Here is a 25,301-nt window from a genome sequence, read left to right as displayed (position 1 = left end):
GGATCAGGCCGAGATATCGACCACGCCGCAATCGCCGGCTTCCGAGGCGAAGGCCAGCAGCTTGCCGTTCTTGCTCCAGCTCATGGCGGTGATGGCGCCCTTGCCGGGGCGGCGGATCAGCGCTTCCTTGCTGTCGGCAAGGCGCACGGCGAGGATCATGCCGTCGATGAACCCGATTGCGAGGATATCCTCGGCCGGATGGAACTTCACTGACGTCGCCATGATGTTGGCGCGGGTGCCGAGCTCCAGCGGCGACTTGCCCATCGGGCCGTCCTTGCCCTGGAAGGGCCAGACGATGGCGGCGGGAGCACCTGACGAGGCGAGCCATTTGCCCTTGGCGGACCAGGAGAGCGACTTCACCTTGGCCGGATAGCCGGTCATGCGCATGTGGCGGGCTTCAGAGCCCGGCTTGATATCGAGCTTCCAGCCATGCAGGGCGTTTTCCTGCATCGAGGTGACGAGGAAGTTGCCATCAGGCGAGAAAGTGACGCCGGTGTGCGCGCCCTTCCATTCGAGATCGACCGGCTTGGCGCTCATCGTCACCCAGTGCAGCGACACGCCATTATAGCGGGCAGCGGCGATGCGCAGGCCTTTCGGCGCGAAGGCGAGGCCCTCGACCGTGCGCTCTTCGGTGAATTCCTTGGTCTCGCCGTTCGACAGGCGCACGAAGGCGCTCTTGCCGTAGGAGTAGGCGATGGCGCCCTGCGGGCCTGCGGCAACCTGCGAAATCCACTTGCGCGGCGCGCTGGCGAGTTCGGTGACGCTGGCATCGGCATTGATGCGCAAGACCTTGCCGTCTTCGCCGCCTGATATCAGGCTTTCGCTATAGGGATCACGGATGCAGGTGAGCATGCCCTGATGGGCTTCGGTCACCTTCTCGCTGCCTTCCAGACGATGGAAGGTGCCGTTGGCATTGGCGAAGAAGGGGGTGTCACCTAAAAATTCGACGGCCAGGATATGGCCGTCGAGATCAAGCGGAGCAACTGTTGGCATCAGGCCGCAGCCTCGCACGCCTTGAAGGAGGCTTCGAGCTTTTCGCGGTCGAGTTCCCGGCCGATGAAGACGAGACGCGTCTCATGCTTCTCGCCGTCCTTCCACGGACGCTGATGATCGCCTTCGACGATCATGTGCACGCCCTGAACGACGTAACGCTCGGCATCGTCCTTGAAGGCGATGATGCCCTTGAGGCGCAGGATGTTCGGGCCCTGAGTCTGGGTGATCTTCTGGATCCAGGGGAAGAAGCGTTCGGCGATCATCTCGCCGCCGCGCAGCGAAACCGATTGAACCGTCACGTCATGGATCGGCGACACGGCGCCATGATGATGGTGATCGTGATCATGATCATGGTGGTGATGATCGTGGTCATGGTCATGACCACGCGCGTGATGATGGTGATCGTGATCGCAATCCGGGCCGCAGACGTGATCGTCATGGCCATGCTCCAGGAAATGCGGATCGTTTTCGAGCGCACGCTCGAGATTGAAGGCGCCCTGATCGAGAACGCGGGCCAGATCGACACCGGAGCGGCTGGTCTTGTAGACGCGGGCCGACGGGTTGATGGCGTGGACGATGTCTTCGATCTGCGCCAGTTCTTCCGCGGTCACGAGGTCGGTCTTGTTGATGAGCACGACGTCGGCGAAAGCGATCTGGTCTTCGGCTTCACGGCTGTCCTTCAGGCGCAGCGGCAGGTGCTTGGCATCGACGAGGGCGATGACGGCATCGAGCTCGGTCTTGGCGCGGACATCGTCATCCATGAAGAAGGTCTGGGCAACCGGAACCGGATCGGCAAGGCCAGTCGTCTCGACGATGATGCCATCGAAACGGCCGGGGCGACGCATCAGGCCCTCGACGACGCGGATCAGGTCACCGCGCACGGTGCAACAGACGCAGCCGTTGTTCATTTCGTAGATTTCTTCATCGGACTCGACGATCAGGTCGTTGTCGATGCCGATCTCGCCGAACTCGTTGACGATGACAGCGTATTTCTTGCCGTGGTTTTCCGAAAGAATGCGGTTCAGCAGCGTCGTCTTGCCGGCACCGAGATAGCCGGTGAGCACGGTGACGGGAATAGGCTTCTGCTGCGTGGAAATTGCGTCGGTCATGAGAACCTCGAAGAAATTGGTATACCGCCGATGGGGCTTTAAACGGTCGGTTTCATATAAGGAGTTGGGAGCGGCAGTTCAAAGGGTTTTATAATGTTATAAGATCACATTCTGCCGGTGCTGCGTCTCAGGCTAGTTCGGATGCGTCGAATGCATCGACATCCTGCAGCAACTCGACCAATCCTTTGACTGAATGGGCGATCAGGGCTTCGCCTTTTTCCGCAGTCGCTGCCGCGGCGTTGCCGGCGACGCCGGTGTCGTTGAGATCGGACATCTTCCAGCCGAAAGCATGCGGGCCGTAGGCGCGCAGATGCTTGAAGCGCTTGGCAAATTGGCTCTGGCGCGAGGGGAAGTCGGCGGCCTTCGGCATGTTCACCCTGGATGGATGCAGCGCCAGCATCACCGATGTCTCGATATCGCCACCATGGATATCGATCGCCTTCGCTTCCGGCGAAATGACCCCATCGGGGACGCCGAAGCGGGTCCAACTGGTGGCGACCGCCAGCATGTTGAAGTGGACGCGCGCCTCGGTCGAAACGATCGCCGTCAGCGGCGAGTTGCCGCCATGGGCGTTGAGCAGCACCAGCTTGCGGATGCCAAGATCGTGCAGCATTCCGGCGATGCCGAGCCAGCGGTGGATGGCTTCGGCGTATGTCAGCGTCTTCGTTCCCTCGATATCCATATGCTCGACCGAATAGCCGATCGGCTCCGCCGGTAGGAATGTGACCGGTAGGGAAGGAGGGAGTGCTGCCTTAAGGCGCTCGACGATGCCCTCGGCGATCAGCGTGTCTGTATCGAAGGGCAGGTGGGGCCCATGCTGCTCATGTGCGCCAAGTGGTAAGATGGCGATCCAGCGGCTTCTTTCGTCAGGCGTCAGCGACGGATCGTTGTCCGCAAAGTTTAGTGAGGGGACTGTCATCCGGTTTCAATGCCCCTTGTTTATGACGTGAAGCTGCGCAATGTCATATTGCAGTAAATCAAAGGGATGGCGATGGGCAAGAAGAACAAGGACGGCAAGAAGAACAAGTCCAAGAAGAAGGACCAGACCGAATATACGGTCGCCGATCTCTCGCCCGCCCTGACGCAGGCGGCGCGCTCGATGCGCACCGTGCTGTCGCGCAATCTTCTCGAAAGCGGCCTCTATGCCGGACAGGACGGCGTGATCCTGTCGCTTGCCGAAAGCGACGGCATGACGGCGGGCGGCCTTGCACAGCGGCTCGGCGTCAAGGCGCCGACGATGACCCGCACGATCGGCCGCATGGAGGCGCAGGGCTTCCTCGAGCGCAAGCCGGATGCCGAAGATGCGCGCCTCACCAAGGTCTATCTGACGGAGCTCGGCCGCGGCAGCGTTCAGGCGATCGAAATGGCCGGATCCTCCTGCGACAAGCTGGCGACCCTCGATTTCTCCGACAAGGAAATCCGCAATCTCGTTCGTCTGCTGAAAGCGATCGACAGCAATCTCCAGGCCGAGGTGCAGCATTTCGAAGAGCCGGACGAAAATTAAACCTGGCTGAAATTTAGGTTTGCCTCTCTGCGTTTAATCTTTTAATTAAACATTTTAAGGGGCGTCGTCATCCGGTCTCATATCGCGCTCCACCATCTTGCGCGTTGCCTGGGGAGGATGCGTGGCTCAAAAGATCAAGCTTTCGACGATTGCCGAAACACTCGGTATTTCAACGGCAACCGTCTCTCTTGCCCTACGCGACAGCCCGCTCGTGGCTGGCAGCACCCGAGACAAGATCAAGGAACAGGCCCGGGCGTTGGGCTATATCTATAACCGTCGCGCCGCCAGCCTGCGCACCTCGCGCTCCGGCATCATCGGCGTCGTGGTGCATGACATCATGAACCCGTTCTACGGGGAAATCCTGAAAGCGATCGAGAGCGAACTCGACCGCAGCCGCCACACCTTCATTCTGTCGAACCATTACGACTCCGTCGAAAAGCAGCGCACCTTCATCGAGACGCTGCTGCAGCTCGGCGGCGACGGTGTGATCATGTCGCCGGCGATCGGCACGCCGCCCGAGGACCTGCAGCTGACCGAGGATAACGGCATGCCGGCGATCCTCGTTGCGCGTTCGATGGATGTCATGGACCTGCCGACCTATCGCGGCGATGACAGCTACGGCATCTCGCTTGCCACCAATCACCTGATCGGCCTCGGCCATCGCTCTATCGCCATGATCGGCGGCACCGACCAGACCTCGACCGGCCGTGACCGCTACCAGGGCTATGTCAACGCGCTGCGCAAGGCCGGCATCGAGGTCGATCCGAACCTGCGCATTCCCGGACCGCGCTCGAAGCAGGGCGGGTTCGAGGCAGCCGTTCACTTCCTGTCTCTGCCACAGAAGCCGACGGCCGCCGTCTGCTGGAACGATCTCGTCGCCATCGGCCTGATGAACGGTATTTCCCGCGCCGGTCTTGTTCCCGGCCGCGACATCTCGGTCACCGGCTACGACGACCTTGAGGAAGCATCGATCGCGACACCGGCGCTGACCACCGTCTGGAACGGCCAGGCGGAAGTCGGCCGGCTTGCGGCGCGCGCGCTGCTCGATCGCCTTGCCGGTAGCCACGAGCCCGATGGTATCCACCTGATCAAGCCGGAGATGCGCATCCGTCAGTCGACGAGTCCCGTTAACTCCCGCTCATAGCCCCAGCCCACAGCCAAGAGGAAAAGCCATGTCCCGCATTGCCATTCTCGTTCCCGGGAAGATACACGATCGCGTTCCTGCCAGACTGCAGGAACATTTCGAGGTGGTTCCGGCGGGGCGCGATGCAAATGGCAGGCTGGCGATCGATGCCGAGACGGCGAAGCGCATCCGCGGCGTGGCTGTCTCGGGCACGATCAATGCAGCCGATATCGACGGGCTTCCCGCGGTCGAGGTGATCTCGAGCTTCGGCGTCGGCTATGACGGCGTCGATGTGAAGCATGCGGCCTTGAAGAACGTCATCGTCACCAATACGCCCGATGTGCTGAACGACGAGGTCGCCGACACGGCGCTGGCGCTGCTTCTCAACACCGCCCGCGAATTCCCGCGTGCCGAAAACTGGCTGCGCGACGGCAACTGGAAGCCAGGCGTCAATTATCCGCTGTCGCGCTTTTCGCTGAAGGGCCGCCATGTCGGGATGTTCGGCCTCGGCCGTATCGGCCAGGAGATCGCCTCGCGGCTGGAGCCATTCAAGGTCAAGATCAGCTACCACACGCGCAGCCGCAACCCGGATGTCGCCTACGATTACTATCCGTCGCTGAGGGAGCTGGCCGCAGCCGTCGATACGCTGATCGCCATCGTCCCGAAGACGCCGCAGACCCACAAGGTCGTCGATGCCGATATCCTGTCGGCGCTCGGATCCGACGGCATCTTCATCAATGTCGGGCGTGGCTGGAGCGTCGACGAGGATGCGCTGATTACAGCTCTTAAGAACGGCGTCATCGGCGCTGCCGGTCTCGATGTCTTCTATGACGAGCCGAATGTGCCTGCCGGTCTGCTCGACCTGCCGAACGCAGTGTTGCTGCCGCATCTCGCATCGGGCTCGGTGCCAACGCGCAATGCCATGGCCGACCTGGTCGTGGACAATCTGATCAACTGGTTCCAGCAGGGCAAGCCGCTGACGCCGGTGCCGGAAACGCCTGTGAAGGCTTAAGCGACCACCTTCGAACCGGCCTTCTTCGCTACGTACTCGCGGACCGCATCGCCGAAAGCGGCGAAGATCTGGTTCGAGGGCTTGTCGGTTTCGGCCCAATATTCCGGATGCCACTGGACGCCGACGGCGAAGGCCTTTGCGTCGATGACGGAAACGGCTTCGACCGTGCCGTCTTCGGCAAGTGCCTCGACCTGCAGGCGCGGCGCGGTCTTGGCGATCGCCTGGCGGTGCAGCGAATTTACCTGCACTTCGCCGGAGCCGATGATGCCGGCGATGCAGGATCCTTCCTTGACGAAGACGCTCTGGCGGATGGCATACATGCCGTCGCGGTCGACGCCTTCGGGTCTGCGGTGGTCCCAGATACCCGGCTGTTCCTGGATTTCGCTAGCGAGCGAGCCGCCGAGCGCAACATTCAGCTCCTGGATGCCGCGGCAGATGGCGAGCAGCGGGATACCGCGGTCGATGGCACGGCGGATCAGCGGCAGGCTGGTCGCGTCACGCGCCGGATCGAAGGGGCCGTCGCTGTCCCGGGCCTCGACGCCATAAAGCGAAGGGTGGACATTGCTGGCCGAACCGGAGACGAGCACGCCGTCGATGCGGTCGAGGATAGCGTCGATGTCATAGCCCTTCTCGAAAGCCGGCACGATCAGCGACATGACTTCGGCGGCATTCAATGCTGCGCGGACATACTGGTGCTGGGCGGCGTGCCAGACGGCGCCATCGAGGGTGCGGATATCGGCGGGAACGGCAACGATCGGCTTGGTCATGGTCTATCCGGAAAATCTCTTGGTAATCGCTATTTGAGAGCCGAGAACGGCTGCAAAGTCAACTTCTCGGCGCAATGGCTGGCCAAATTGCGGCAATGGCCTCCGTCCCTCCCGTAAATCGGCTAAACTGCTGATTTTGATGGAAAGCCCGCCTGTGCCGCATTGCTGCCGTGATGCCAAAGTCTCATAGACTAACGCTTGAAACGCGAACGGCTGCATGCTTAGCTCGTCGCCATTGCGACGGGTAGGGAAGAGTTTAGCCGCGCATTGCCATCTATACGGGAGGTTTTTGATGGATCGTCGTTCATTTATCAAGAAGGCGGGTGCAACGGGGGCAGGCGCCGTCGCGGCTGGCGCATTGGCTGCACCTGCGATCGCGCAGGAAAATCCGAAGATCTCGTGGCGCATGACGTCGTCGTTCCCGAAGAGCCTCGACACGATCTATGGCGGCGCCGATGACGTTGCCAAGCATGTTGCCGCGGCGACCGACGGCAACTTCCAGATCCAGACTTTTGCTGCGGCCGAAATCGTGCCGGCTCTCGAAGCGGCCGATGCCGTCAGCTCCGGAACCGTCGAAGCGGCTCACACCTGCTCCTATTACTTCGTCGGCAAGGACCCGACCTACGCGATCGGCACCGCCATTCCGTTCGGTCTCAACGGCCGCCTCACCAATGCCTGGTTCTACGAAGGCAACGGCAATGCGCTGATGAACGAATTCTACGCGACGCAGGGCATCTACGCGATGCCGGCCGGCAACACCGGCGCGCAGATGGGCGGCTGGTTCCGCAAGGAGATCAACACGCTCGACGACCTCAAGGGCGTCAAGATGCGTATCGCCGGCATTGCCGGCCAGGTCATGTCGAAGGTCGGCGTCATCCCACAGCAGATCGGCGGCGGCGACATCTATCCGGCGCTCGAAAAGGGCACGATCGATGCGGCCGAATTCGTCGGTCCCTATGACGACCTGAAGCTCGGCCTGCACAAGGTTGCGAAGTATTACTACTATCCGGGTTGGTGGGAAGGTGGCCCGACGGTCCACGCCTTCTTCAATCTCGAAAAGTGGAACAGCCTGCCGAAGCACTATCAGGCGGCCCTCACCGACGCCTGCGCTTACGCCAACACCAACATGATGGCGAAGTACGACATGAAGAACCCGGGCTCGCTGAAGCAGCTCGTCGCCGAAGGCGCGACGCTGCGTCCGTTCAGCCAGGAGATCATGGAAGCCTGCTTCCAGGCATCGATGGACCTCTACAAGGACATCTCCTCGAAGAACCCGTATTTCAAGAAGATCTACGAGGACCAGGCCGCCTTCAAGCGCGACGCCTATCTCTGGATGCAGCTGTCGGAATACACCTTCGATACGTTCATGATGATCCAGCAGCGCGCTGGGAAGCTCTGAGCTTAGAAAGCCACTTACCAATAAAAAGCCCCGGAGAAATCCGGGGTTTTTTGCTGCCTACTTGATGACCGGCGGCTGGCTGAGGTCGGGCTGCGCCGGTGCTGCCGGGGCGGGGGCTGCCGGCGGTTGGCCGGGCGTGCCGAGCGGCGGCAGGGTGAGGCCCGGGATCTGCGGCGATGCACCACCCGGAGCGCCCATCGGCGGCAAGCCGAGTTGGCCGCCGAAGCCGGGCACCTCGATCTTGATGGTGTTCGGATCGACCTGCGGACCCTTGTCCAGCCAGTAGGTGACGGACTGCGGCCAGAAGATGATGATCGCGACGAGGATCAGCTGCATGCCGACCCAGGGTATCGCGCCCATGTAGATATCCTTCGTCTTCACGTCGCGGCTGGCGATCGAGCGCAGGTAGAAGAGCGCGAAGCCGAAGGGCGGGTGCATGAAGCTCGTCTGCATGTTCACGCAGATCAGTACGCCGAACCAGATCAGGTCGATGCCGAGGCTGTGGGCCACCGGCGCCAGCATCGGGATGACGATGAAGGCGATCTCGAAGAAATCCAGGAAGAAGGCGAGGATGAAGATGAAGATGTTGACGAAGATCAGGAAGCCGACAGGACCGCCCGGAATGCCCGAGAGCATGTGCTCGATCCAGCGCGAGCCGTCCATGCCCTGGAAGACGAGGCTGAAGCAGGTGGAGCCGATCAGGATCATCACCACCATGGATGTTATGTGCATGGTCGAGGTCATCGCCTCGCGGATCAACGGCCAGGTGAGGCGGCGGTGCAGGGCGGCAAGCGCGATGGCGCCGACGACGCCGAGTGCGCCGGCTTCGGTCGGCGTCGCCAGGCCCATGAAGATGGTGCCGAGCACCAGGAAGATCAGCACGATCGAGGGGATCATGCCCCAGAGGACGGTGGCAAGCAGCTTCCAGTCGAAGTCGCCGCGCACTTCCTTCGGCAGCGGCGGCATCGACTTCGGATTGATGATCGACAGGATCAGGATGTAGCCGACGAAGATCGCCACCTGCAGGATCGAGGGGCCGATGGCGCCGAGATACATGTCGCCGACGGAGCGGCCGAGCTGATCGGCGAGAACGACGAGAACCAGCGACGGCGGGATGACCTGGGTGATCGTGCCAGAGGCGGCGATGACGCCGGTCGCAAGCCGCGGGCTGTAGCCGTAGCGCAGCATGATCGGCAGCGAGATAACGCCCATGGTGATGACCGAGGCAGCCACCGTTCCGGTGATGGCGCCGAGCACGGCGCCGACGAGGATGACGGCGTAGGCCAGGCCGCCGGGAATGGCGCCGAACAGCTTGCCGGTGCCCTCAAGCAGGTCTTCCGCCAATCCGCATCGCTCGAGCACCGCGCCCATCAGCGTAAAGAAGGGGATTGCCAGCAGTAGGTCGTTGGAGACGATGCCGAAGAAGCGCAGTGGCAGGGCCTGCAGGAACACTTCGCCAAAGTGGCCGGTCGCGATGCCGATCAGGCCGAAGAACAGGCCGACGGCTGCGAGCGAAAAGGCGACAGGGAAGCCATAGAGCATGAAGATGATCATGCCGACGAACATGGCGGGCGGAATAATACCGTAATCGAACACGTGCTTTCTCCCCCAGTCGTCTTATTGCAGCGGCTTTTCGTATTTCGTGTCGATCTGGATATCGCCGACGAGCGCCGCGATCCTCTTGATCAGCTCCGAAATGCCCTGAAGGGTGAGAAGCGCGAAACCGGCAAACAGCATGAACTTGACCGGCCAGCGGATCAGACCGCCGGCATTGGCCGAGACTTCGCCCTGCTGGAAGGAGTGCATGAAATAGGGCCAGCAGAGGATCGACAGGAAGATGCAGGCCGGGATCAGGAAGACGATCAGGCCGATCGCGTCGATCCAGAGCCGGGCGCGATCGGAGACCGATCCGTAGATCAGGTCGACGCGCACATGCTCGTTGTTGCGCAGCGTGTGAGCGGCGCCGAGCACGACGACATAGGCAAAGAGATACCACTGGATCTCAAGCCAGCCATTCGAGCTGTAATTGAAGGTATAGCGGACGATGGCATTGGCTGCGCTGATCAGGCAGCAGAAGAGCACCATGTAGTCTGCAATCTTACCGATAACTTGGCTGAATCGATCGATCAGCCGGCTGACACTCAGCAGAGCCGCCATTCCTCTCCCCATGTTTGCCTTTACGGCAAGTTCTCCTCGTTGAAATTTGTGTAAACGAAGGGTTTCTAAAATGAAAGATTAAATGGGCCGTCTAGGAGTTTAGTCGTAGGCGCGGCGCCCGGCGCCCGCATCCGGCCGTCCCGGCGGCGGCAACCTATGAGCGGAATATCAGTCGGAAATAATACATCCCGCGGCTGCGTATAACGCGTCAATATTTTGGATTTCGTCTCAAAGTTTTAGAAAAACCGGCCAAATACATAGGGTTCATGCAATCAATTTTTAAAAGGTTCTGAGTATCTTGCCCGCGCACAGGGAAAATATGGATGAAGCCACATAACCCGAACAGGGTCCCTAAGGATGTGTATCTGTCATTCGTGAGTTCCCTCTTCGGGAACCGCATGACGCTCGTGGCCGGCGTTATCGTCCATGTCGTTGCCTTCGTTGCCGTCGCCGCCAAGGCGGATGCGCCGCTCTACTATCTCCTCGCTCTCGCCTTCCTGCTGACCTTCGTCGGCCGCATGCTGACCTTCCGCCAGTTCGACAAGGTGGAGAAGCAGTCGCTGACGCGCGCCGATATCGAGCGTTGGGAGACATTCTATGTGATCGGCGCAACCTCGACCGCGGCAATCCTCGGTATCGGCAGCGGTTATGCGATCTTCATTCTGCGCGATCCCTTTGCCGAGCTCGCCTGCATCGCGGTGACGATGGCATCGATGGTGTCGGTCGTCGGCCGCAATTACGGTTCGCAGCGGGCGATCGACCTGCAGACGCTTGCCTGCTGTCTGCCGATGATCGTCTGCAGCCTGATGGCGCTCGATTTCTATCGCGCCATTCTTTCCGCCTTCCTTATTCCCTTCGGCTTGACGACGCGGGCGATGGCCAATGGCGTTCGCGAATTCCTCTATGAGAATGTCATCGCCCACCGGCAGATCTCGCTGATCGCCGACCGTTTCGATACGGCGCTCAACAACATGCCGCATGGCCTCGTCATGGTGGATCCCGGCAACCGGATCCAGGTGATCAACCGCAAGGCCTGCGAGCTCCTGAAGATCGGCGACCCCGACAGGCTGAAGGATCGCGATCTCGGCGCGGTGCTGCGCTATGGCGCGCGCTACAGCTTCGTCGATGCCTCGCAGCCGGATCTGATCCTGCGGCAGCTGTCGCAGGTGGCCGAAGGCAGCATGTCGCGCGTGCTGATCCATCTGCCCGAGGACCTGTCGCTTGAGTTCTCCGCCAAGCGCCGTATCGATGGCGGGGCGGTGCTGATCTTCGAAGACGTCTCCAGCCGCGTGAAGGCCGAGCAGAAGATCCTGCATATGGTTCGCTTCGATGCGCTGAGCGGGCTGCCGAACCGTGAATATTTCGGCCAGCTCGTCCAGGACTATCTGAACCGCCATCCGCGCCGCAAAGGGCCGCTCGGCTTCATGGTCATCGACATTGATGAGTTCAAGCATGTCAACGACATGCGCGGCCATATCACCGGCGACAAGCTGCTCTGCGCCATTGCCGAACGAGTCAAGGAAAAGGCCGGAAGCGCGATCGTCGGGCGCCTGATGGGCGACCAGTTCGTGATCTTCTTCCCACATGCGAAGAACCGGGAAACGCTGGAGGCGGAGATCCGCTCCGTGCACACCGCCATCCAGGGCCACTACGAGGCCGATGAGGTGACGTTCCTGATCTCGCTCAGCGCCGGCTATGCCGTGCTCGAGGGCAATGCCTTCGCGATGGACGAGTGGAGTATCAAGGCGGATCTGGCGCTCTTCGAAAGCAAGTCGCGCGGCCGCGGCGGCATTGCCGGTTTCGAGCGCGAAATGGATGGCCGCTATGTCGAGCAGCAGAAACTGAAGGCCGACCTTCGCGATGCCGTTGCCGCCGGTGCGCTGAACGCCGTCTACCAGCCGATGTATCGCGCCGATGGCTCGCGGATCGACTGTGCCGAGGCGCTGGCGCGCTGGGTGCACCCGGAGCGCGGCTCGATCCCGCCCGATGTCTTCATCCGGCTGGCCGAGGAGATGGGTATCATCTCCGACATCACCCGCTTCATCCTCGTGCAGGCCTGCAGCGACTGCATGACCTGGCCGGAGCATATTGCCGTCTCGGTCAACCTGTCGGCGCGCGACCTGCGCGACAACGATATCCTGTTGCTGGTCTCCGAGGCGCTTGCCAAGACGGGCTTGCCGGCCTCGCGCCTGCATCTCGAGATCACCGAGAGCTGCCTGATCGATGAGCCGGCCGCAGTGCGCACGATCCTTGCGGAGCTACGCTCGCGCGGCATCACCATTGCCATCGACGATTTCGGCACCGGCTTCTCCAGCCTCAGCTATCTCGACACGCTGCCGCTCGATATCGTCAAGATCGACCGTTCCTTCGTGCGCAACATCGCCCAGGATACGCGGCGGCTGAAGCTGCTGCGCGGCACGGTCAACCTTGCCCGCGAGCTCGGTCTGAAGATCGTCATCGAAGGCGTCGAGACGACGGATCAGCTGGCGATCATCAACAAGGAACGCAGCGCCGACCTCATCCAGGGCTATGTGTTCTCTCCGCCGGTACCCTCGCAGAACATCGGCATCCTCTCCGGAAATCTCCGCCCGGCATCGCGCCGCAAGGCCGGCGCCGCCTGAACCCCAACACCTGACCGGTATTTTTCTCGGCGCCTTTTCCGGCCGCCGTTAACCTTATTGATTCAAATGTGATTAAGATTGTTTGCAATCATTGCGCGAGAAGAAGCCGTATGCTTAATAGTCCGTTAACAAACGGTGGGCGTGATGGCGGACGGGTTTTCGACAGTCAGCGATTTCAGCATGAAGCTCATGGAGGTTCTCGATCACGTCGAATACCGGCGTATCGAGAGCACCGAGGACATGGAGGATGTCGAGCGTCTGCGCTTCCGCGCCTATAAGGCGCGTGAGGTTCTGCCTGTCGCCGCCAAGACCCTGATCGACGATGTCGACTTCGACAGTCAGGCCTATGTCTTCGGCCTCTACTACTATGAAGAGCTCGTCAGCACGATCCGCATCCACCATGTGACGCCCGATCATCGCGTCTCGCAGTCGGGCGGGATCTTTCCCGCCGAGATGGATGCCTTTCTCGATGCAGGGATGACGCTGATCGATCCGGCGCGGTTTGCCGCCGATCCGCAGGCTGCGGCCGAGCTTCCCTGGCTTCCCTATCTGACGCTGCGGCCGAATATCGTCGCGGCCGCGCATTTCCGGGCGGACCGGGTGCTGCAGCATGTCCGTCCGGCGCACGCGGCTTTCTACAAGCGCGTCTTCTATGCCGATACGGTCGTCGCCTCGCGCATGACCGAGATGTACGGCTTCGACCTGACGCTGATGGCGACCAATGTGCTGGAGGTCGGGCGCAAGCTGCTGACCCGCTATCCGTTCTTCATCTCGAGCGCTAGCGAGCAGCGGATGATGTATGGCAGGGCGCCGGGCAAGGGCGCTCCGGCGCTGACGATCGTGCCGACGGCGCGTTTCGTTCCGGATGGGCAATTGGGCACCGATCTGCCGCTCTGATTGCGTGTCGCAAGAAAGCCTTTGGCCGTACTGCATGCGGCATTCTCATGCATTGCGCTTTCTCAAAGCTTTGTGTAAGCCCTGAACAGGGATTGTTCCGCCGCAAGTGCTGCGGAATCATGGCATTCAGGCGGTCTGCCGCACTGTGCGGGCCGGGCATTTGAGGGAGACGAAATTCATGGCCGAACATCACACCGGACCCGCCGAAGTTGGCGCCCCGATGGACTACAAGGAACATGAGTCCACTTACAACCTGTTCATCGCTGGCGCGAAATACGGCACGATGTTCCTCGTTGCCCTGCTGCTCGGCATGACGGCTGGTTTCTTCACCGGTGGCGGCCTGCTCGGCGGCATCCTGGTTTTCCTCATCATTCTCGTTGCCGGTATCGTCCTGCTGCGTTGATCGCGGCAGGGGGAGGGCATTCCCAGAACGTAAGCTGACGCTTGGGCCATAAGCGGGGAGACCCGTGGCGGTCTGGCTGACCCGGAGGAGGGGGCAGTTGGGCAATATCGTTTTCGTCGCAAAGGAAGCGGCGGACTTGGAAACGCGCGTATCCGCGTCTGCCGAGACCGTCAAGAAAATGAAGAACCTCGGTTTCGACGTCGTCGTCGAGGCCGGGGCCGGCGCGTTGTCCCGCATCCCTGACGGGGAGTTCGAAGCGGCGGGTGCGCGGATCGGAACGATTGCCGATGCCGCGACGGCCGATGTCGTCTTGAAGGTGCGGCGTCCGGCGGAAGCCGAGATTGCCGGCTACAAAAGCGGTGCCGTGGTCATCGCCATTATGGATCCCTACGGCAACGACGAAGCGATCGCCGGCATGGCGAAGGCCGGGCTCTCGACCTTCGCGATGGAACTGATGCCGCGCATCACCCGCGCCCAGTCGATGGACGTGCTCTCCTCCCAGGCCAATCTTGCCGGCTACCAGGCGGTTATCGAGGCGGCTGCGGTCTATGATCGGGCCATGCCGATGATGATGACGGCGGCAGGCACAGTGCCTGCGGCCAAGGTCTTCGTCATGGGCGCCGGTGTCGCCGGTCTGCAGGCGATCGCCACCGCACGCCGTCTCGGGGCTGCGGTTTCTGCAACCGACGTTCGCCCGGCCGCCAAGGAACAGGTGGCGTCGCTCGGCGCCAAGTTCATCGCCGTCGAGGACGAAGAATTCAAGGCAGCGGAAACGGCCGGCGGCTATGCCAAGGAAATGTCCAGGGAGTATCAGGCGAAGCAGGCGGCGCTGGTTGCCGAGCATATCGCCAAACAGGACATCGTCATCACCACCGCTCTGATCCCCGGCCGTCCTGCACCGCGCCTCGTTTCGCGCGAGATGCTGACCTCGATGAAGCCGGGTGCGGTCGCGGTCGATCTGGCCGTCGAACGCGGCGGCAATATCGAAGGTGCCGTGGCTGATCAGGTGGCCGAGGTCGAAGGCGTGAAGGTCATCGGCTTTGCCAATATGGCCGGCCGCGTCGCGGCCAGCGCCTCGGCGCTCTATGCCAAGAACCTCGTCACCTTCCTGGAGACCATGGTCAACAAGGACACCAAGACTGTCGTCATCAACCTCGAAGACGAGCTGATCAAGGCGACGATGCTGACCTATGCAGGCGATGTCGTGCATCCGGCATTTGGCGGTGCGAAGAAGGGGGACAACTGATGGCCGGCGAACAAATGGACAAGGCGCTGCAGCAGCTGAACGACGCCGTAACGGCCGTCGCGACCGCCGCCGCCCATGCGCCTGAAGCGGCAAGTGCCGCAACGGGCGGAATGATCGATCCCTTCGTCTTCCAGCTGGCGATCTTCGTGCTGGCGATCTTCGTCGGCTATTACGTCGTCTGGTCGGTGACGCCGGCGCTGCATACGCCGCTGATGGCGGTTACCAACGCCATCTCCTCGGTCATCGTCGTCGGCGCGCTGCTTGCCGTCGGCATTTCGGCCAGCGGCCTTGCGACCGGCTTCGGCTTCGTGGCGCTGGTCCTCGTCTCGGTCAACATCTTCGGCGGCTTCCTCGTCACGCAGCGCATGCTGGCGATGTACCGCAAGAAGGACAAGTGAGGCCGGGCGCATGACCAATATCGCAGCTTTTCTCTATCTGGTCTCCGGCGTCCTCTTCATCCTGGCGCTTCGCGGCCTCTCGCATCCGGCCACCAGCCGCAAGGGCAATCTCTACGGCATGATCGGCATGGGGATCGCCATCCTCACGACGCTGGTGCTGGCAACGCCGTCCTTCATCGGCTTCGTGCTGATCGTTCTTGGCCTCGCGATTGGCGGCGGCGCAGGCGCCTATATCGCCCGCGTCATCCCGATGACCTCGATGCCGCAGCTCGTTGCCGGCTTCCACTCGCTGGTCGGCCTTGCTGCCGTGCTCGTTGCCGCCTCGGCGCTCTATACGCCGCTCTCCTTCGGCATCGGCGATATCGGCTCGATCCATACGGAAGCCCGTGTCGAGATGGCGATCGGCGCGGCGATCGGCGCGCTGACCTTCACCGGCTCGATCATTGCGTTCCTGAAGCTCGACGGGCGCATGTCCGGCAAGCCGATCATGCTGCCCTTCCGGCACATCATCAATATCGCGCTGCTGGTGCTGATCGTCTTCTTCATCATCGGCCTTGCTGTCACCGAAAGCCATTTCGATTTCTGGGCAATCATCGTGCTGGCGCTGGCGCTCGGCGTGCTGCTGATCGTGCCGATCGGTGGCGCGGACATGCCCGTCGTCGTCTCGATGCTGAATTCCTATTCGGGCTGGGCGGCGGCCGGCATCGGCTTCACGCTCGGCAATCTGGCGCTTATCATCACCGGTGCGCTGGTCGGCTCGTCGGGTGCGATTCTGTCCTACATCATGTGCAAGGGCATGAACCGCTCCTTCGTCTCGGTCATTCTCGGCGGCTTCGGCGGCGAGATGTCGGGCGGAGCTGCCGATAATTCCGACAAGACGGTCAAGCTCGGCTCGGCCGAGGACGCAGCATACCTGATGGCCAATGCCTCCAAGGTGATCATCGTGCCGGGCTACGGCATGGCGGTCGCCCAGGCGCAGCATGCGCTGCGCGAACTCGCCGATAACCTCAAGAAGGCCGGCGTCGAGGTCAAATACGCGATCCATCCGGTCGCCGGCCGCATGCCGGGCCATATGAACGTGCTGCTTGCCGAGGCGAATGTTCCCTATGACGAGGTCTTCGAGCTCGAGGACATCAATTCGGAATTCGCGCAGGCCGATGTCGCCTATGTCATCGGCGCCAACGACGTCACCAATCCGGCCGCCCGCGACGACAAGACCTCGCCGATCTACGGCATGCCAATCCTCGATGTCGACAAGGCGAAGACCTGCATCTTCGTCAAGCGCTCGCTAGGCTCGGGTTATGCCGGCATCGACAATACGCTGTTCTACAAGGACGGCACGATGATGCTGCTCGGCGACGCGAAGAAGGTCACGGAAGAGATCAACAAGTCGATAGGCCACTGACGCTGCCCGTATCGACGATGCCGAATACGAAAAGGCCCGCCGGAGAGCGGGCCTTTTCCATTGCCGCCGGACCCTCTCAGGTCGCGGCGGGCGCCAGCGTCATCTTCTCCACGCCAACCGCCAGGTTGAGACCCTCCTGGGCCTGGACGTTCAGCGGCTGCAGCATGAAGGATTGGTTGGTGCCACCGGCAATCACCTTGGCGCCTGCACCTGCACCGAGGCTCGCATCGGCGCCGACGCCATAGTACTCGCCGGCCAGTGCAAATTGCGGGAAGTCGGTGCCCGTCTTGGCGAGCACCTGCCAGATCATCACGCTCTTGCCGGTCTCACCGATATCGAGGCCGAATTTTTCGATCTTGCCGGCATAGACGGCCTTAATGCCGCCGGAAGCCGGGGTGTAGGTGCAGATCAGGTTCTTCTCGGACTTGATGATGAGCCCCTGGCCGCCGTCCGATCCGCAGACCAGCCGGCCGAGAGTGACATAGTCCGCAGCTGCCGCCGGTGTGGCGCAGGCTGCAGCGGTCAGCGCGGCGGCTGCGATCATCGTGTGCTTGAACATGGTCCTTCTCCTTTGAATGACCTGTTCGAAACGGGCGATGCTTTTGATTGTTCCCTTTGCCGGCTAGTCGCGGGCAAGCGTGCTGCGCGGCGCGGTCAGCACCCAGAGAAGGCCTTCCGGCAGATAATCGACCTGCACCGTGCCGCGGAATGCGGCGGCGGCGTGGGTCTTGATCACGGTCGTGCCGAAGCCTGAACGGTCGGGGCTCCTGACCTCCGGCCCCTGCGACTCGCGCCAGACGAAACGCAGCATCGGCTCGGTCTGGCCTTCTTCCTCGGCATCTTCCCAGGAGAGCGCCACCCGTCCCTCGGGAACGGAGAACGCGCCGTATTTCACCGAGTTGGTGGCAAGCTCGTGCAGCGTCAGGCCGAGGTTCTGAACCGCTTCCGGCTTCAGCATGAAATCCTTGCCCGAAATCTCGATCTGATCGACGGCCTGCGGGAAGGCATCGAGATGGATGTCGATGACGCGGCGCAGTGATGCGCCTGCCCATTGCTCGCTGGTCAGGAGCTCGATCGAGCGGATGAGGCCATCGAGGCGCTCGGCGACGGCCGCCTGGAAACCCTCTACGCTGTCGGCCTGCTTGGCGAGCTGACGCATCATCGCCTGCGCCAGCGTCAGCAGGTTCTTGGTGCGATGCACGAGCTCGTGCATGACGAAATGCAGCCGGTCTTCGGTCTGGCTGCGGTCGAAGGAGGCATTAGACAGCGCCACCGCCACCTGGTTCGCTTCGATGACGCTGGTATCGATGGGGGCGACGATATGGCCTTCGCCCATGCGGTTTGCCATCTCGGCGATATCGCGGATCGTCGTGCGCACTTGGCGGGCGACGGCATAGGCGGCAAAGACGGCGACGGCGAGGAGCGCGATGCCGCCGATGATCAGGAAGCGCCAGGTTGTCAGGATCGAGGCCTGCGCCGTCGAGATCGGTCCCCAGATCACCGTCTTCCACGACCAGCCGGGGATCTGCGCGTAGCCGAGCAGTTGATCGGGAAGGATTGCCGTGTCCTCGAAGACGCCGCGCGAGGCGATCAGCGACGGCAGGATACGGGAATCGAAGGCGGTGCCGGGCGCAATCGCAAAGGGTCCGCTGGAGGCGACGACATGGCCTGACTGGTCGATGACGGCGGCGGACCAGCCGGGTGCGAGACCTTCCGGCTGCAGGATCTTGGCGAGGTCGCTGGCATTCTGCGTAATGATCAGCGCGGCCGTCTTGCCGATATCGACGGGCATCGTGACGTTATAGACCCACTCGTTGCTGACCGCCCCCTTGAAGACGTTGGATGCCTCGATACGGCCGCTGTCGAGGGCATATTTCAGCGCCGTCAGGTTGCTCATCTTGCCGAGCTGGGTGCCGAAATCGCGGCGGGTGTTCAGAAACTGCTGGCCTTCCTTGTCGGTGGCGATGACGAAGAGCGTGTCGCCGCGCAAGGCCGTCTCGGTGCGGGCGTGGAAGGAAGCGTAGTCCTCGTGCTCGAGCTCCGGCGAGGTGGCGAGCAGGCGCAGCGTCGTCGCCATATCCTGCAGCTGCCGGTCGACGGACCGGGAAAGGGCTAGCGCATCCTGCGCCGTCTCGCGGCGCAGCGTGTCGCGCTGATTGTCTTCCAGCTGCAGCAGGAGAAGGGTCACGAAGGCGAAGATCGGGACGGCGATCGCAACCGCCATGGCAACCAGATAGGTGCCGATCGAGGCCTTGGGAAACATGCGGGAACGCAGGCTCATCGGCAGGGTCTTCCCGGATGCCGGGCGGCAAGGCACGCGAAATTCTTGCCAACAGTTACGAAAGCAGAAAACTGCATTGCCGCCATTGCCCTCAACGCGTCCTGATTCCCGATAGCCTGCTATCGATGCGCTGTCATGTTAGGGGGTGGGGGAAGGGGTTGCAACATACTAAATGCACGCAGGCGCTCTGTCGGATTCCGTACACAGGTTCAGCTGAAGCGAGTGAGCCCGAAAGCCTCCAGCATGGCGTCGCGTTCTCCCGAGAGGATTTCCTTCGATGCGAGCAGGCCGGCGACCGGCGCCAGCGTCACGCCGGAATGCATGACGGCGATGTAGAGGCCGTCAACGCCGCCATTGCCGATGATCGGGAAACCATCCTTCGGTGTCGGCCGGTAGCCGACGGTGAAGAAGTCCATCGACAGTCTGTCGCTATCGGCAAGGTTGGCCTTCACCTTGGCAAACAGCGCTGCCGCTGTGACCCGATGATCTTCGCCGGGATCGCTGCCACCGAAATCGCTTCCGGCAATGATGCGGCCTTCGGCGGTCTGGCGCATGTGAAGCTCCATCGCAATCACCAGGCCGTTCAGGCGCTTCTCGAAAGGACGGGAATGGACGATCAGCCCGGCCGGTGCATCGAGAGGCAGGGTAACGCCGGCAGAGGCGGCAATCGGAACCGATCCTGCGCCGGCCGCAAGCACGACATGGTCAGCCTCGAAAATCCCTTCGGAGGTGACGACGCCGGTAATGCGCTCGCCACTGCGCAGCAATCCACGCACCGCAGCAGCGACGAACTTGGCGCCGCGGGCTTCGGCATCGGCGAGCATCAGTCGGGTGGCGGCCACCGGTTCGACCGCGCCTTCTTCGGCGGCATCGAGGGCAAAATCGGGGATTTGTGTCAGGAAGGGTTCGCGGGCGGCGATATCGGTCTTGCCGATGCGGCGGATGTCATAGCCCCAGCTCGCATGCTCTTTCTGATAGGCGAGCAGTTCAGCCTCTGGCAGATCCCAGCAGATGCCGCCGCACCAGGAAAGCGGCAGGCCGGGCAATTCCGCAGCCAGACGTTTCCACTCGGCCATCGAGCGGCGGCGGAAGCGGAAATAGAATTCGGGATTGCCCCAGCTGGCATTGATCCAGGCGAAGGAATTGGGTGTCGCAACACCGCCAGTATCTTCGGCGATCACGGTGACATCGGCGCCATCGCGGGTCAGGTGCCAGGCGATGGAGGCGCCGATGATACCGGCACCGGCGACGATCACACGTTGTTTCGCCGCCATGGTGCCGTCTCCGATGCTTCAGGATCAGCCGTTGCTGGGTGCGCCGAGTCGAGCCATGCCGTCGCGGGCCGGCTGGTATTTCGGGTCGAGGCCGACAGCGTGGCGATAGGAGCGCATCGCCTTGTCCTTGTCGCCGCGGCGCTCATAGACCAGCGCCTGGTTGGCCCAGGATTCGGCGACGTTGCCGTTGAGCTCGATCGCGTGGTTGAAATCGGCGAAGGCGTTGTCGTCGTCGTTCAGCGCGATATAGGAAATGCCGCGGCCGTTATAGGGCTCGGGCGAATTCGGAGAGAGCGAGATCGCCTTCGAGAAGTCGTCGATCGCCTTGTCCTGCTGATTGCGCTTCTGGAAGATCAGGCCGCGATTATGATAGGCGCGTCCGTCGGTCGTTCCGAGCTGGATCGCCTTGGAGAAGTCGTTGAAGGCCGCGTCGTCCTGACCAGCCTGACGGTAAACGTTACCGCGGCCGATATAAGCGACGTCGTAGTTCGGGTTGATCTGCAGGGCGGCGTTATAGTCGCCGATTGCCTGCTGCTGCTGACCCATATTGCGGTAGACCAGCGCGCGGTTGGCATAGGCCTGATAGAAGCGCGGGTTGATCTGCAGAGCGGTGTTGAAGTCGTTCAGCGCAGCCTTAAACTGGCCGGCGCGGCCATAGGCGGAGCCACGAACGTTGTAGCCTTCGGGATCGCGCGGATTGGCGTTGATCACCGAGGTCAGCGAGGCGATGTTCCCTTCCGAGCCCTGGGCCTTGTCGATGCGGATCACGGCATCGGAGGTGTTGTCGGTCTGGCAACCTGCGAGACCGGCCGCGGCAAGAACCGCGAGCATCGGCAGCAGCCGCGCCTTGGGCGCGCGCAAGGACCGGGACGAAGAGAACAAGAAATCAGCCATTCGTGCGCTTTCCCCATGCGTCATATCCGCGGCAGCCGGATATGCGATCTTTCAGCGGCAAAAATTAAAAAGGCGGCGGCGACACCAATCGCCCCCGCCAACATGCATCTGAAAACGTCGAAATAACGACGGCAACGCCTTAGCGTGCAACCAGACCTTCGCGCTGTGCCCGCTTGCGAGCCAGCTTGCGAACGCGGCGAACGGCTTCAGCCTTTTCGCGAGCGCGCTTCTGCGACGGCTTCTCGTAATAGTCGCGCATCTTCATTTCGCGGAAAATACCTTCGCGCTGCATCTTCTTCTTGAGAGCGCGGAGAGCCTGGTCAACATTGTTATCGCGGACGAGTACCTGCACGAGAATCACGTTCCTTTGGTTTTGGTTGCGCCATGAGGCGACACGGCGCCAGAGGCAAAAACATAACGTTCGCGCGGCGAGAGCCTTGCGATTGGTGATGCGGGATAGCAGATCGGATTGGTGAAGTCCAGCCGGGATAGCGGCTTTCACGGAAAAAATGGGGATTGGCGCCGAGGTTGCAAGACCGAAACCCATCCATAAGGGCGAATGGTCTTTCCCCGGAAAGCATCGTAGATTTGCGGCTCAAGCTCAAGGGCGCTGCATGTTTATGACGCGTACGCAGCAAATCGGCGTCTTTATCGGTCTGTTGATCGTTGTGGCGCTGACCGCCGTTCGGGCGAGCGATCCGCCGCTGCTGCAGCAGGCGCGGGATGTCACTTTCGACGAGTATCAGCGGATTGCGCCGCGGCCCTTCGAGCCGGTGCCGGTTCATGTCATCGATATCGACGAGGCATCGCTGAAGGAATTCGGCCAGTGGCCCTGGCCGCGCGACCGGCTGGCGCTACTTGTTGAGCGGCTCTCGGACCTGGGTGCGGCGGCGATCGCCTTCGACATGCTGTTTGCCGAGCCGGACCGGCTGTCGCCGCGCTCGCTGGCCGCGGGGATCGAGGGGATCGCGCCTGACGTCATCGCCAGGCTCCCCGATAACGATCAGATCTTTGCCGATGCGATTGCCGGCAAGCCCGTGGTGCTGGGCTTCGGTCTTTCCAACGAGGGCGATTACCGGCCACCGGTCAAGGCAGGCTTCGCCTTCACCGGCGAGGATCCGGCCTCGGCCCTGCCGCATCTCTCCGCCGCGACGCCGTTGCGTCCGGGTTTGGCTGAGAATGCCGCGGGGATCGGGCATATCAGCCTCAATCCCGGCAATCCTTCGCCCGTCGTACGCGCCGTTCCGCTCTTCGTCAGCGACGGCAATCAGTTCTATCCCAATCTTGCGATGGAGGCGCTGCGCGTCGCGCAGGGGGCATCGACCTATGTGCTTGCCGGCGCACCCGGAATTGCTGGTGTCATGACCTCGGCCAAGATCGGCGATTTCGTTGTCCCCGTTACCTCTGCCGGTGAGCTCTGGCTTTATGTGACGCCCGATCGCGCCGAGCGCTATATCTCCGCCCGGCTGATCCTCGGAGCGGCCGATCCGCCGCCTGCAGTCGCAGAGGCGATCAATGGCAGCATCATCTTCATCGGCACTTCGGCCGCGGGACTTCAGGATATCCGCACCACGGCGCTCGGCGAGAACGTGCCAGGTGTTTCGCTGCATGCACAGACGGCCGAGCAGATCCTGTCCGGCCATTTCCTGTCGCGGCCGGACTGGGCCGATGGGCTGGAGATCCTGTCGATCGCTGTGCTCGGCACGCTGCTGGTTTTCGTCACCACCTTCGTCAGCCCGGCCGTCGCGCTCGTCTGCGGTCTGGCGATTACGGCGCTGGCGCTTGCGGCTTCCTGGTTCTGCTTCTCGGCGCTCGGCCTGCTCTTCGATCCGCTGGCGCCGATCGTCGGCGGCTCGATCACCCATTTCGCCGCGACCTCCTTCCGCATTCTGGTCATTGACCGCGAGCGGCGCGAGGTTCGCCGTGCCTTCGGTCATTATCTCTCGCCGTCGTTGCTCTACCGGATCGAGCATAACCGCGATGCGCTGCGGCTCGGTGGCGATGATCGTGAGCTCACCGTGATGTTCGTCGACGTCCGGCATTTCACGGCGATCAGCGAGCGGCTGGCGCCGACCGCCGTCGTCGGCTTCCTCAACACGCTGCTCGATGCATTGAGCCGCCATGTGATCGAGAATGAAGGCACGCTCGACAAGTTCATCGGCGACTCGATCATGGCGTTCTGGAATGCGCCCGTTGATGTCGCCGATCATGAGGCGAAGGCGGTGCGCGCGGCGCTGGCCATGCGCGAGACGCTGGAGCGGCTGAACGCGACGGATGCCTTCGGTTTCGGCACGGAAAATCCGGTCGGGATCGGCATCGGCATCCACACCGGCATTGCCTGCGTCGGCAATATGGGGGCGGAAACGCGCTTCAACTATTCGGCCGTCGGCGATGCCGTGAATGTCGCGGCTCGCATCGAATCTTCCTGCAAGGAGGTCGGCTTCGATATTTTGATCTCTGAGGAGACAGCCCGGCGCCAGCCGGAGATCGCTCTGCTCGAAGCGGGGGCCGTGGGGCTGAAGGGCAAGAGTACGCGTACCGAGCTCTTCGCCGTCGTCGGCGATGCCGAGCTTGCCGCCTCTGCGGAGTTTGAGGAATTACGCAGCCTGCACAGTGAATTGCTGGCGGCGCTTCGCATCCGCTCGTCGAAGCTCCGGCGGCTTGCAAGCGCGGTGCGTCTGCGGGCCAAGATCGTCTCGCCGCAATTGCCGGATTTCTATCGCAAGCTGGCGCGGCGCGCCGATCACTTCCGCCACGCGGATACGGAGGCGGAGGAGCAGCCGCGGGCGGCGACCTAGCGGTTGTTGCTCCAGCCGCGGCCCTTGCCGCCCCAGCCGCCACGATCCCTGTCATTGCCCCGGTCGCCGTCGCGATCGCCTCTTCCGTGGTCATCGTCGCCGCGGTCGTGATCGCCGTGGTGATCGTGGTCGGGACGATCCGGCCTGTCGGGCCTATCCGGTCTGTCCGGCCGGTCAGGCTTGTGCGGCTTGTCGGGCTTATGAGGCTTGTGCGGCTTATCCGGCTTGTGCGGTTTCGGTGGCTTTTCCGGGGGCGGAGGTGGTGGTGGCGCGACGCGGGGCGCCGGGGCGACCGGATCGCGCCGGTCGCGGAGAGCCGCGGTCATGCCGCAGCTCGTTCCCATCATTCCGGAAAGACGCTGGTTGCCGGAGAGAAACGGCAGGGCGCGTGCTGTACCCAGGGTGTCGAGCACGTTGCGGTCGACAGGCCTTACGTCCGTCATTGCACCATTGCGCTTGGCGACCACGCAGTCGCAGCGCTGTGTCAGCTGGCGGCAGCCGCCGGGACCGCAGAATTGCGCGGCGCCATTCAGCAGCACCACCGCCGTCGTACCGTCGGGGCCGACATAGAAGTCGAAGGCGGTACCGCGCACGCCGATCGTGCCGGCCGGTGTCAGGATCTGGTAGGCCGACGATTTCGAGCTGCCGCTGATCCAGCGGAAGGTGCCTTTGGCCGCCTTGATGCTGAGGCGCTTCACGGAATCGGAATCGTCGAAGACGTAGCGGTCGATGACCACCGACGAACCCCAGCCGACGGCAAGCTTGGTGCCGTCGCGGAAAACGAACTGGCCGAGGCCGGATTGCGAGGTGCGGATGCGCTCGTCGCGATAGACGGAGGAGCTGACGATGAGGGGCCCCTGCTCGCCCGTGACTTCCGTCTTGATCTGCACAGCTTCGCCGACAGGCTCCGCAGCGGCGGCCGTCCAGGCATTGAGCAACAACAGACCGAGCGCCACGACGATGGCGCAACGCAGACGCAACATGAAATACCCCTCACACATATGGATATTAGCATGTGCG

The 25,301-nt window shown here is 62.3% G+C and carries 23 protein-coding genes; 11 read left to right on the top strand and 12 right to left on the bottom strand.

What is annotated here, in order from left to right:
• Window positions 1–3: 3 nt before the first annotated feature.
• From ABIE40_RS16665 to ABIE40_RS16655, 3 genes are all read right to left on the bottom strand, one after another.
• Window positions 4–993, bottom strand: a complete 990-nt coding sequence (locus ABIE40_RS16665) for a WD40 repeat domain-containing protein (RefSeq protein ID WP_199628955.1) — start codon at window positions 991–993, stop codon at window positions 4–6.
• Window positions 993–2,102: a CobW family GTP-binding protein gene (locus ABIE40_RS16660; protein WP_199628956.1), complete on the bottom strand. Its 1,110-nt coding sequence runs from the start codon at window positions 2,100–2,102 to the stop codon at window positions 993–995. The genes ABIE40_RS16665 and ABIE40_RS16660 overlap by 1 nt, the downstream gene beginning before the upstream one ends.
• A 127-nt stretch (window positions 2,103–2,229) precedes the next feature.
• Window positions 2,230–3,021, bottom strand: a complete 792-nt coding sequence (locus ABIE40_RS16655) for a creatininase family protein (protein ID WP_199628957.1) — start codon at window positions 3,019–3,021, stop codon at window positions 2,230–2,232.
• A 72-nt stretch (window positions 3,022–3,093) separates the two neighbouring features.
• Between ABIE40_RS16655 and ABIE40_RS16650 the strand changes: the two genes are divergently transcribed.
• The 3 genes from ABIE40_RS16650 (at window position 3,094) to ABIE40_RS16640 (ending at window position 5,741) form a co-directional block, all read left to right on the top strand.
• Window positions 3,094–3,606 (top strand): MarR family winged helix-turn-helix transcriptional regulator, encoded by a 513-nt coding sequence (locus ABIE40_RS16650; RefSeq protein ID WP_199628958.1) that lies wholly within the window; start codon window positions 3,094–3,096, stop codon window positions 3,604–3,606.
• A 121-nt stretch (window positions 3,607–3,727) separates the two neighbouring features.
• On the top strand, window positions 3,728–4,750 hold the full coding sequence (locus ABIE40_RS16645) for a LacI family DNA-binding transcriptional regulator (RefSeq protein ID WP_112719739.1): 1,023 nt from the start codon (window positions 3,728–3,730) through the stop codon (window positions 4,748–4,750).
• Between the two features lie 28 nt (window positions 4,751–4,778).
• Window positions 4,779–5,741, top strand: coding sequence for a 2-hydroxyacid dehydrogenase (locus ABIE40_RS16640; protein ID WP_199628959.1), 963 nt, complete (start codon window positions 4,779–4,781; stop codon window positions 5,739–5,741).
• Here ABIE40_RS16640 and ABIE40_RS16635 read toward each other — a convergent pair.
• Window positions 5,738–6,508, bottom strand: coding sequence for a gamma-glutamyl-gamma-aminobutyrate hydrolase family protein (locus ABIE40_RS16635; protein WP_199628960.1), 771 nt, complete (start codon window positions 6,506–6,508; stop codon window positions 5,738–5,740). The genes ABIE40_RS16640 and ABIE40_RS16635 overlap by 4 nt on opposite strands.
• Before the next feature lie 292 nt (window positions 6,509–6,800).
• Here ABIE40_RS16635 and ABIE40_RS16630 point away from each other — a divergent pair, with 292 nt between their 5' ends.
• Window positions 6,801–7,907 (top strand): TRAP transporter substrate-binding protein, encoded by a 1,107-nt coding sequence (locus tag ABIE40_RS16630; protein ID WP_130282204.1) that lies wholly within the window; start codon window positions 6,801–6,803, stop codon window positions 7,905–7,907.
• 57 nt (window positions 7,908–7,964) lie between these two features.
• Here ABIE40_RS16630 and ABIE40_RS16625 read toward each other — a convergent pair whose 3' ends face one another.
• Complete coding sequence (locus ABIE40_RS16625) at window positions 7,965–9,503, bottom strand: TRAP transporter large permease (RefSeq protein ID WP_112719735.1); 1,539 nt, start codon at window positions 9,501–9,503, stop codon at window positions 7,965–7,967.
• A gap of 21 nt (window positions 9,504–9,524) precedes the next feature.
• On the bottom strand, window positions 9,525–10,064 hold the full coding sequence (locus ABIE40_RS16620) for a TRAP transporter small permease subunit (RefSeq protein ID WP_112719734.1): 540 nt from the start codon (window positions 10,062–10,064) through the stop codon (window positions 9,525–9,527).
• 323 nt (window positions 10,065–10,387) lie between these two features.
• On the opposite strand from ABIE40_RS16620, the gene ABIE40_RS16615 reads away from it, so the two are divergent.
• The 6 genes from ABIE40_RS16615 to ABIE40_RS16590 all read left to right on the top strand — a co-directional run bounded on the left by ABIE40_RS16615 (window position 10,388) and on the right by ABIE40_RS16590 (window position 17,034).
• Complete coding sequence (locus ABIE40_RS16615) at window positions 10,388–12,685, top strand: putative bifunctional diguanylate cyclase/phosphodiesterase (protein ID WP_199628961.1); 2,298 nt, start codon at window positions 10,388–10,390, stop codon at window positions 12,683–12,685.
• 144 nt (window positions 12,686–12,829) lie between these two features.
• Window positions 12,830–13,582 carry an N-acyl amino acid synthase FeeM domain-containing protein gene (locus ABIE40_RS16610; protein ID WP_112719844.1) on the top strand — a complete coding sequence of 251 codons (753 nt, stop codon included), beginning with the start codon at window positions 12,830–12,832 and terminating at the stop codon, window positions 13,580–13,582.
• Between the two features lie 178 nt (window positions 13,583–13,760).
• Window positions 13,761–13,985, top strand: coding sequence for an aa3-type cytochrome c oxidase subunit IV (locus tag ABIE40_RS16605; RefSeq protein ID WP_112719732.1), 225 nt, complete (start codon window positions 13,761–13,763; stop codon window positions 13,983–13,985).
• A 97-nt stretch (window positions 13,986–14,082) separates the two neighbouring features.
• Window positions 14,083–15,231: a Re/Si-specific NAD(P)(+) transhydrogenase subunit alpha gene (locus ABIE40_RS16600; protein WP_199628962.1), complete on the top strand. Its 1,149-nt coding sequence runs from the start codon at window positions 14,083–14,085 to the stop codon at window positions 15,229–15,231.
• The gene (locus tag ABIE40_RS16595) at window positions 15,231–15,629 is read left to right on the top strand and encodes a proton-translocating transhydrogenase family protein (protein WP_112719730.1); all 399 of its coding nucleotides are present in this window, start codon (window positions 15,231–15,233) and stop codon (window positions 15,627–15,629) included. Before ABIE40_RS16600 ends, ABIE40_RS16595 begins: the two co-directional genes overlap by 1 nt.
• Before the next feature lie 10 nt (window positions 15,630–15,639).
• Window positions 15,640–17,034, top strand: coding sequence for an NAD(P)(+) transhydrogenase (Re/Si-specific) subunit beta (locus ABIE40_RS16590; RefSeq protein WP_199628963.1), 1,395 nt, complete (start codon window positions 15,640–15,642; stop codon window positions 17,032–17,034).
• 76 nt (window positions 17,035–17,110) lie between these two features.
• On the opposite strand, the gene ABIE40_RS16585 is transcribed toward ABIE40_RS16590, so the two are convergent.
• The 5 genes from ABIE40_RS16585 to rpsU form a co-directional block, all read right to left on the bottom strand.
• Window positions 17,111–17,593 carry a DUF992 domain-containing protein gene (locus tag ABIE40_RS16585; RefSeq protein WP_199628964.1) on the bottom strand — a complete coding sequence of 161 codons (483 nt, stop codon included), beginning with the start codon at window positions 17,591–17,593 and terminating at the stop codon, window positions 17,111–17,113.
• 63 nt (window positions 17,594–17,656) lie between these two features.
• On the bottom strand, window positions 17,657–19,315 hold the full coding sequence (locus tag ABIE40_RS16580; RefSeq protein ID WP_199628965.1) for a sensor histidine kinase: 1,659 nt from the start codon (window positions 19,313–19,315) through the stop codon (window positions 17,657–17,659).
• Between the two features lie 209 nt (window positions 19,316–19,524).
• Entirely contained in the window at window positions 19,525–20,589 is a 1,065-nt protein-coding gene (locus tag ABIE40_RS16575) for an NAD(P)/FAD-dependent oxidoreductase (RefSeq protein WP_199628966.1), read from the bottom strand.
• Window positions 20,590–20,613: 24 nt separating this feature from the next.
• Window positions 20,614–21,483: a tetratricopeptide repeat protein gene (locus tag ABIE40_RS16570; RefSeq protein WP_112719725.1), complete on the bottom strand. Its 870-nt coding sequence runs from the start codon at window positions 21,481–21,483 to the stop codon at window positions 20,614–20,616.
• A gap of 139 nt (window positions 21,484–21,622) precedes the next feature.
• Window positions 21,623–21,835, bottom strand: a complete 213-nt coding sequence (gene rpsU, locus ABIE40_RS16565; protein WP_003585885.1) for a 30S ribosomal protein S21 — start codon at window positions 21,833–21,835, stop codon at window positions 21,623–21,625.
• A 268-nt stretch (window positions 21,836–22,103) separates the two neighbouring features.
• On the opposite strand from rpsU, the gene ABIE40_RS16560 reads away from it, so the two are divergent.
• Window positions 22,104–24,281: a CHASE2 domain-containing protein gene (locus ABIE40_RS16560; RefSeq protein ID WP_199629059.1), complete on the top strand. Its 2,178-nt coding sequence runs from the start codon at window positions 22,104–22,106 to the stop codon at window positions 24,279–24,281.
• Here ABIE40_RS16560 and ABIE40_RS16555 read toward each other — a convergent pair.
• Window positions 24,278–25,264 carry a FecR family protein gene (locus ABIE40_RS16555; protein WP_199628967.1) on the bottom strand — a complete coding sequence of 329 codons (987 nt, stop codon included), beginning with the start codon at window positions 25,262–25,264 and terminating at the stop codon, window positions 24,278–24,280. The genes ABIE40_RS16560 and ABIE40_RS16555 overlap by 4 nt on opposite strands.
• Between the last annotated feature and the right edge of the window lie 37 nt (window positions 25,265–25,301).

Origin of the sequence: Rhizobium sp. OAE497, from assembly GCF_040546565.1 — a bacterium.
Classification (GTDB): domain Bacteria; phylum Pseudomonadota; class Alphaproteobacteria; order Rhizobiales; family Rhizobiaceae; genus Rhizobium.
Note: the sequence above shows the minus strand (reverse complement) of the source record. Positions and strands in the feature narration are given on the sequence as shown.

Coding starts and splice junctions, on each gene's coding strand:
- ABIE40_RS16665 (WP_199628955.1), bottom strand. CDS start 993: ATGCCAACAGTTGCTCCGCTTGATCTCGACGGCCATATCCTGGCCGTC.
- ABIE40_RS16660 (WP_199628956.1), bottom strand. CDS start 2,102: ATGACCGACGCAATTTCCACGCAGCAGAAGCCTATTCCCGTCACCGTG.
- ABIE40_RS16655 (WP_199628957.1), bottom strand. CDS start 3,021: ATGACAGTCCCCTCACTAAACTTTGCGGACAACGATCCGTCGCTGACG.
- ABIE40_RS16650 (WP_199628958.1), top strand. CDS start 3,094: ATGGGCAAGAAGAACAAGGACGGCAAGAAGAACAAGTCCAAGAAGAAG.
- ABIE40_RS16640 (WP_199628959.1), top strand. CDS start 4,779: ATGTCCCGCATTGCCATTCTCGTTCCCGGGAAGATACACGATCGCGTT.
- ABIE40_RS16635 (WP_199628960.1), bottom strand. CDS start 6,508: ATGACCAAGCCGATCGTTGCCGTTCCCGCCGATATCCGCACCCTCGAT.
- ABIE40_RS16630 (WP_130282204.1), top strand. CDS start 6,801: ATGGATCGTCGTTCATTTATCAAGAAGGCGGGTGCAACGGGGGCAGGC.
- ABIE40_RS16620 (WP_112719734.1), bottom strand. CDS start 10,064: ATGGCGGCTCTGCTGAGTGTCAGCCGGCTGATCGATCGATTCAGCCAA.
- ABIE40_RS16615 (WP_199628961.1), top strand. CDS start 10,388: ATGAAGCCACATAACCCGAACAGGGTCCCTAAGGATGTGTATCTGTCA.
- ABIE40_RS16610 (WP_112719844.1), top strand. CDS start 12,830: ATGGCGGACGGGTTTTCGACAGTCAGCGATTTCAGCATGAAGCTCATG.
- ABIE40_RS16605 (WP_112719732.1), top strand. CDS start 13,761: ATGGCCGAACATCACACCGGACCCGCCGAAGTTGGCGCCCCGATGGAC.
- ABIE40_RS16595 (WP_112719730.1), top strand. CDS start 15,231: ATGGCCGGCGAACAAATGGACAAGGCGCTGCAGCAGCTGAACGACGCC.
- ABIE40_RS16590 (WP_199628963.1), top strand. CDS start 15,640: ATGACCAATATCGCAGCTTTTCTCTATCTGGTCTCCGGCGTCCTCTTC.
- ABIE40_RS16585 (WP_199628964.1), bottom strand. CDS start 17,593: ATGTTCAAGCACACGATGATCGCAGCCGCCGCGCTGACCGCTGCAGCC.
- ABIE40_RS16580 (WP_199628965.1), bottom strand. CDS start 19,315: ATGAGCCTGCGTTCCCGCATGTTTCCCAAGGCCTCGATCGGCACCTAT.
- ABIE40_RS16575 (WP_199628966.1), bottom strand. CDS start 20,589: ATGGCGGCGAAACAACGTGTGATCGTCGCCGGTGCCGGTATCATCGGC.
- ABIE40_RS16570 (WP_112719725.1), bottom strand. CDS start 21,483: ATGGCTGATTTCTTGTTCTCTTCGTCCCGGTCCTTGCGCGCGCCCAAG.
- ABIE40_RS16560 (WP_199629059.1), top strand. CDS start 22,104: ATGACGCGTACGCAGCAAATCGGCGTCTTTATCGGTCTGTTGATCGTT.
- ABIE40_RS16555 (WP_199628967.1), bottom strand. CDS start 25,264: ATGTTGCGTCTGCGTTGCGCCATCGTCGTGGCGCTCGGTCTGTTGTTG.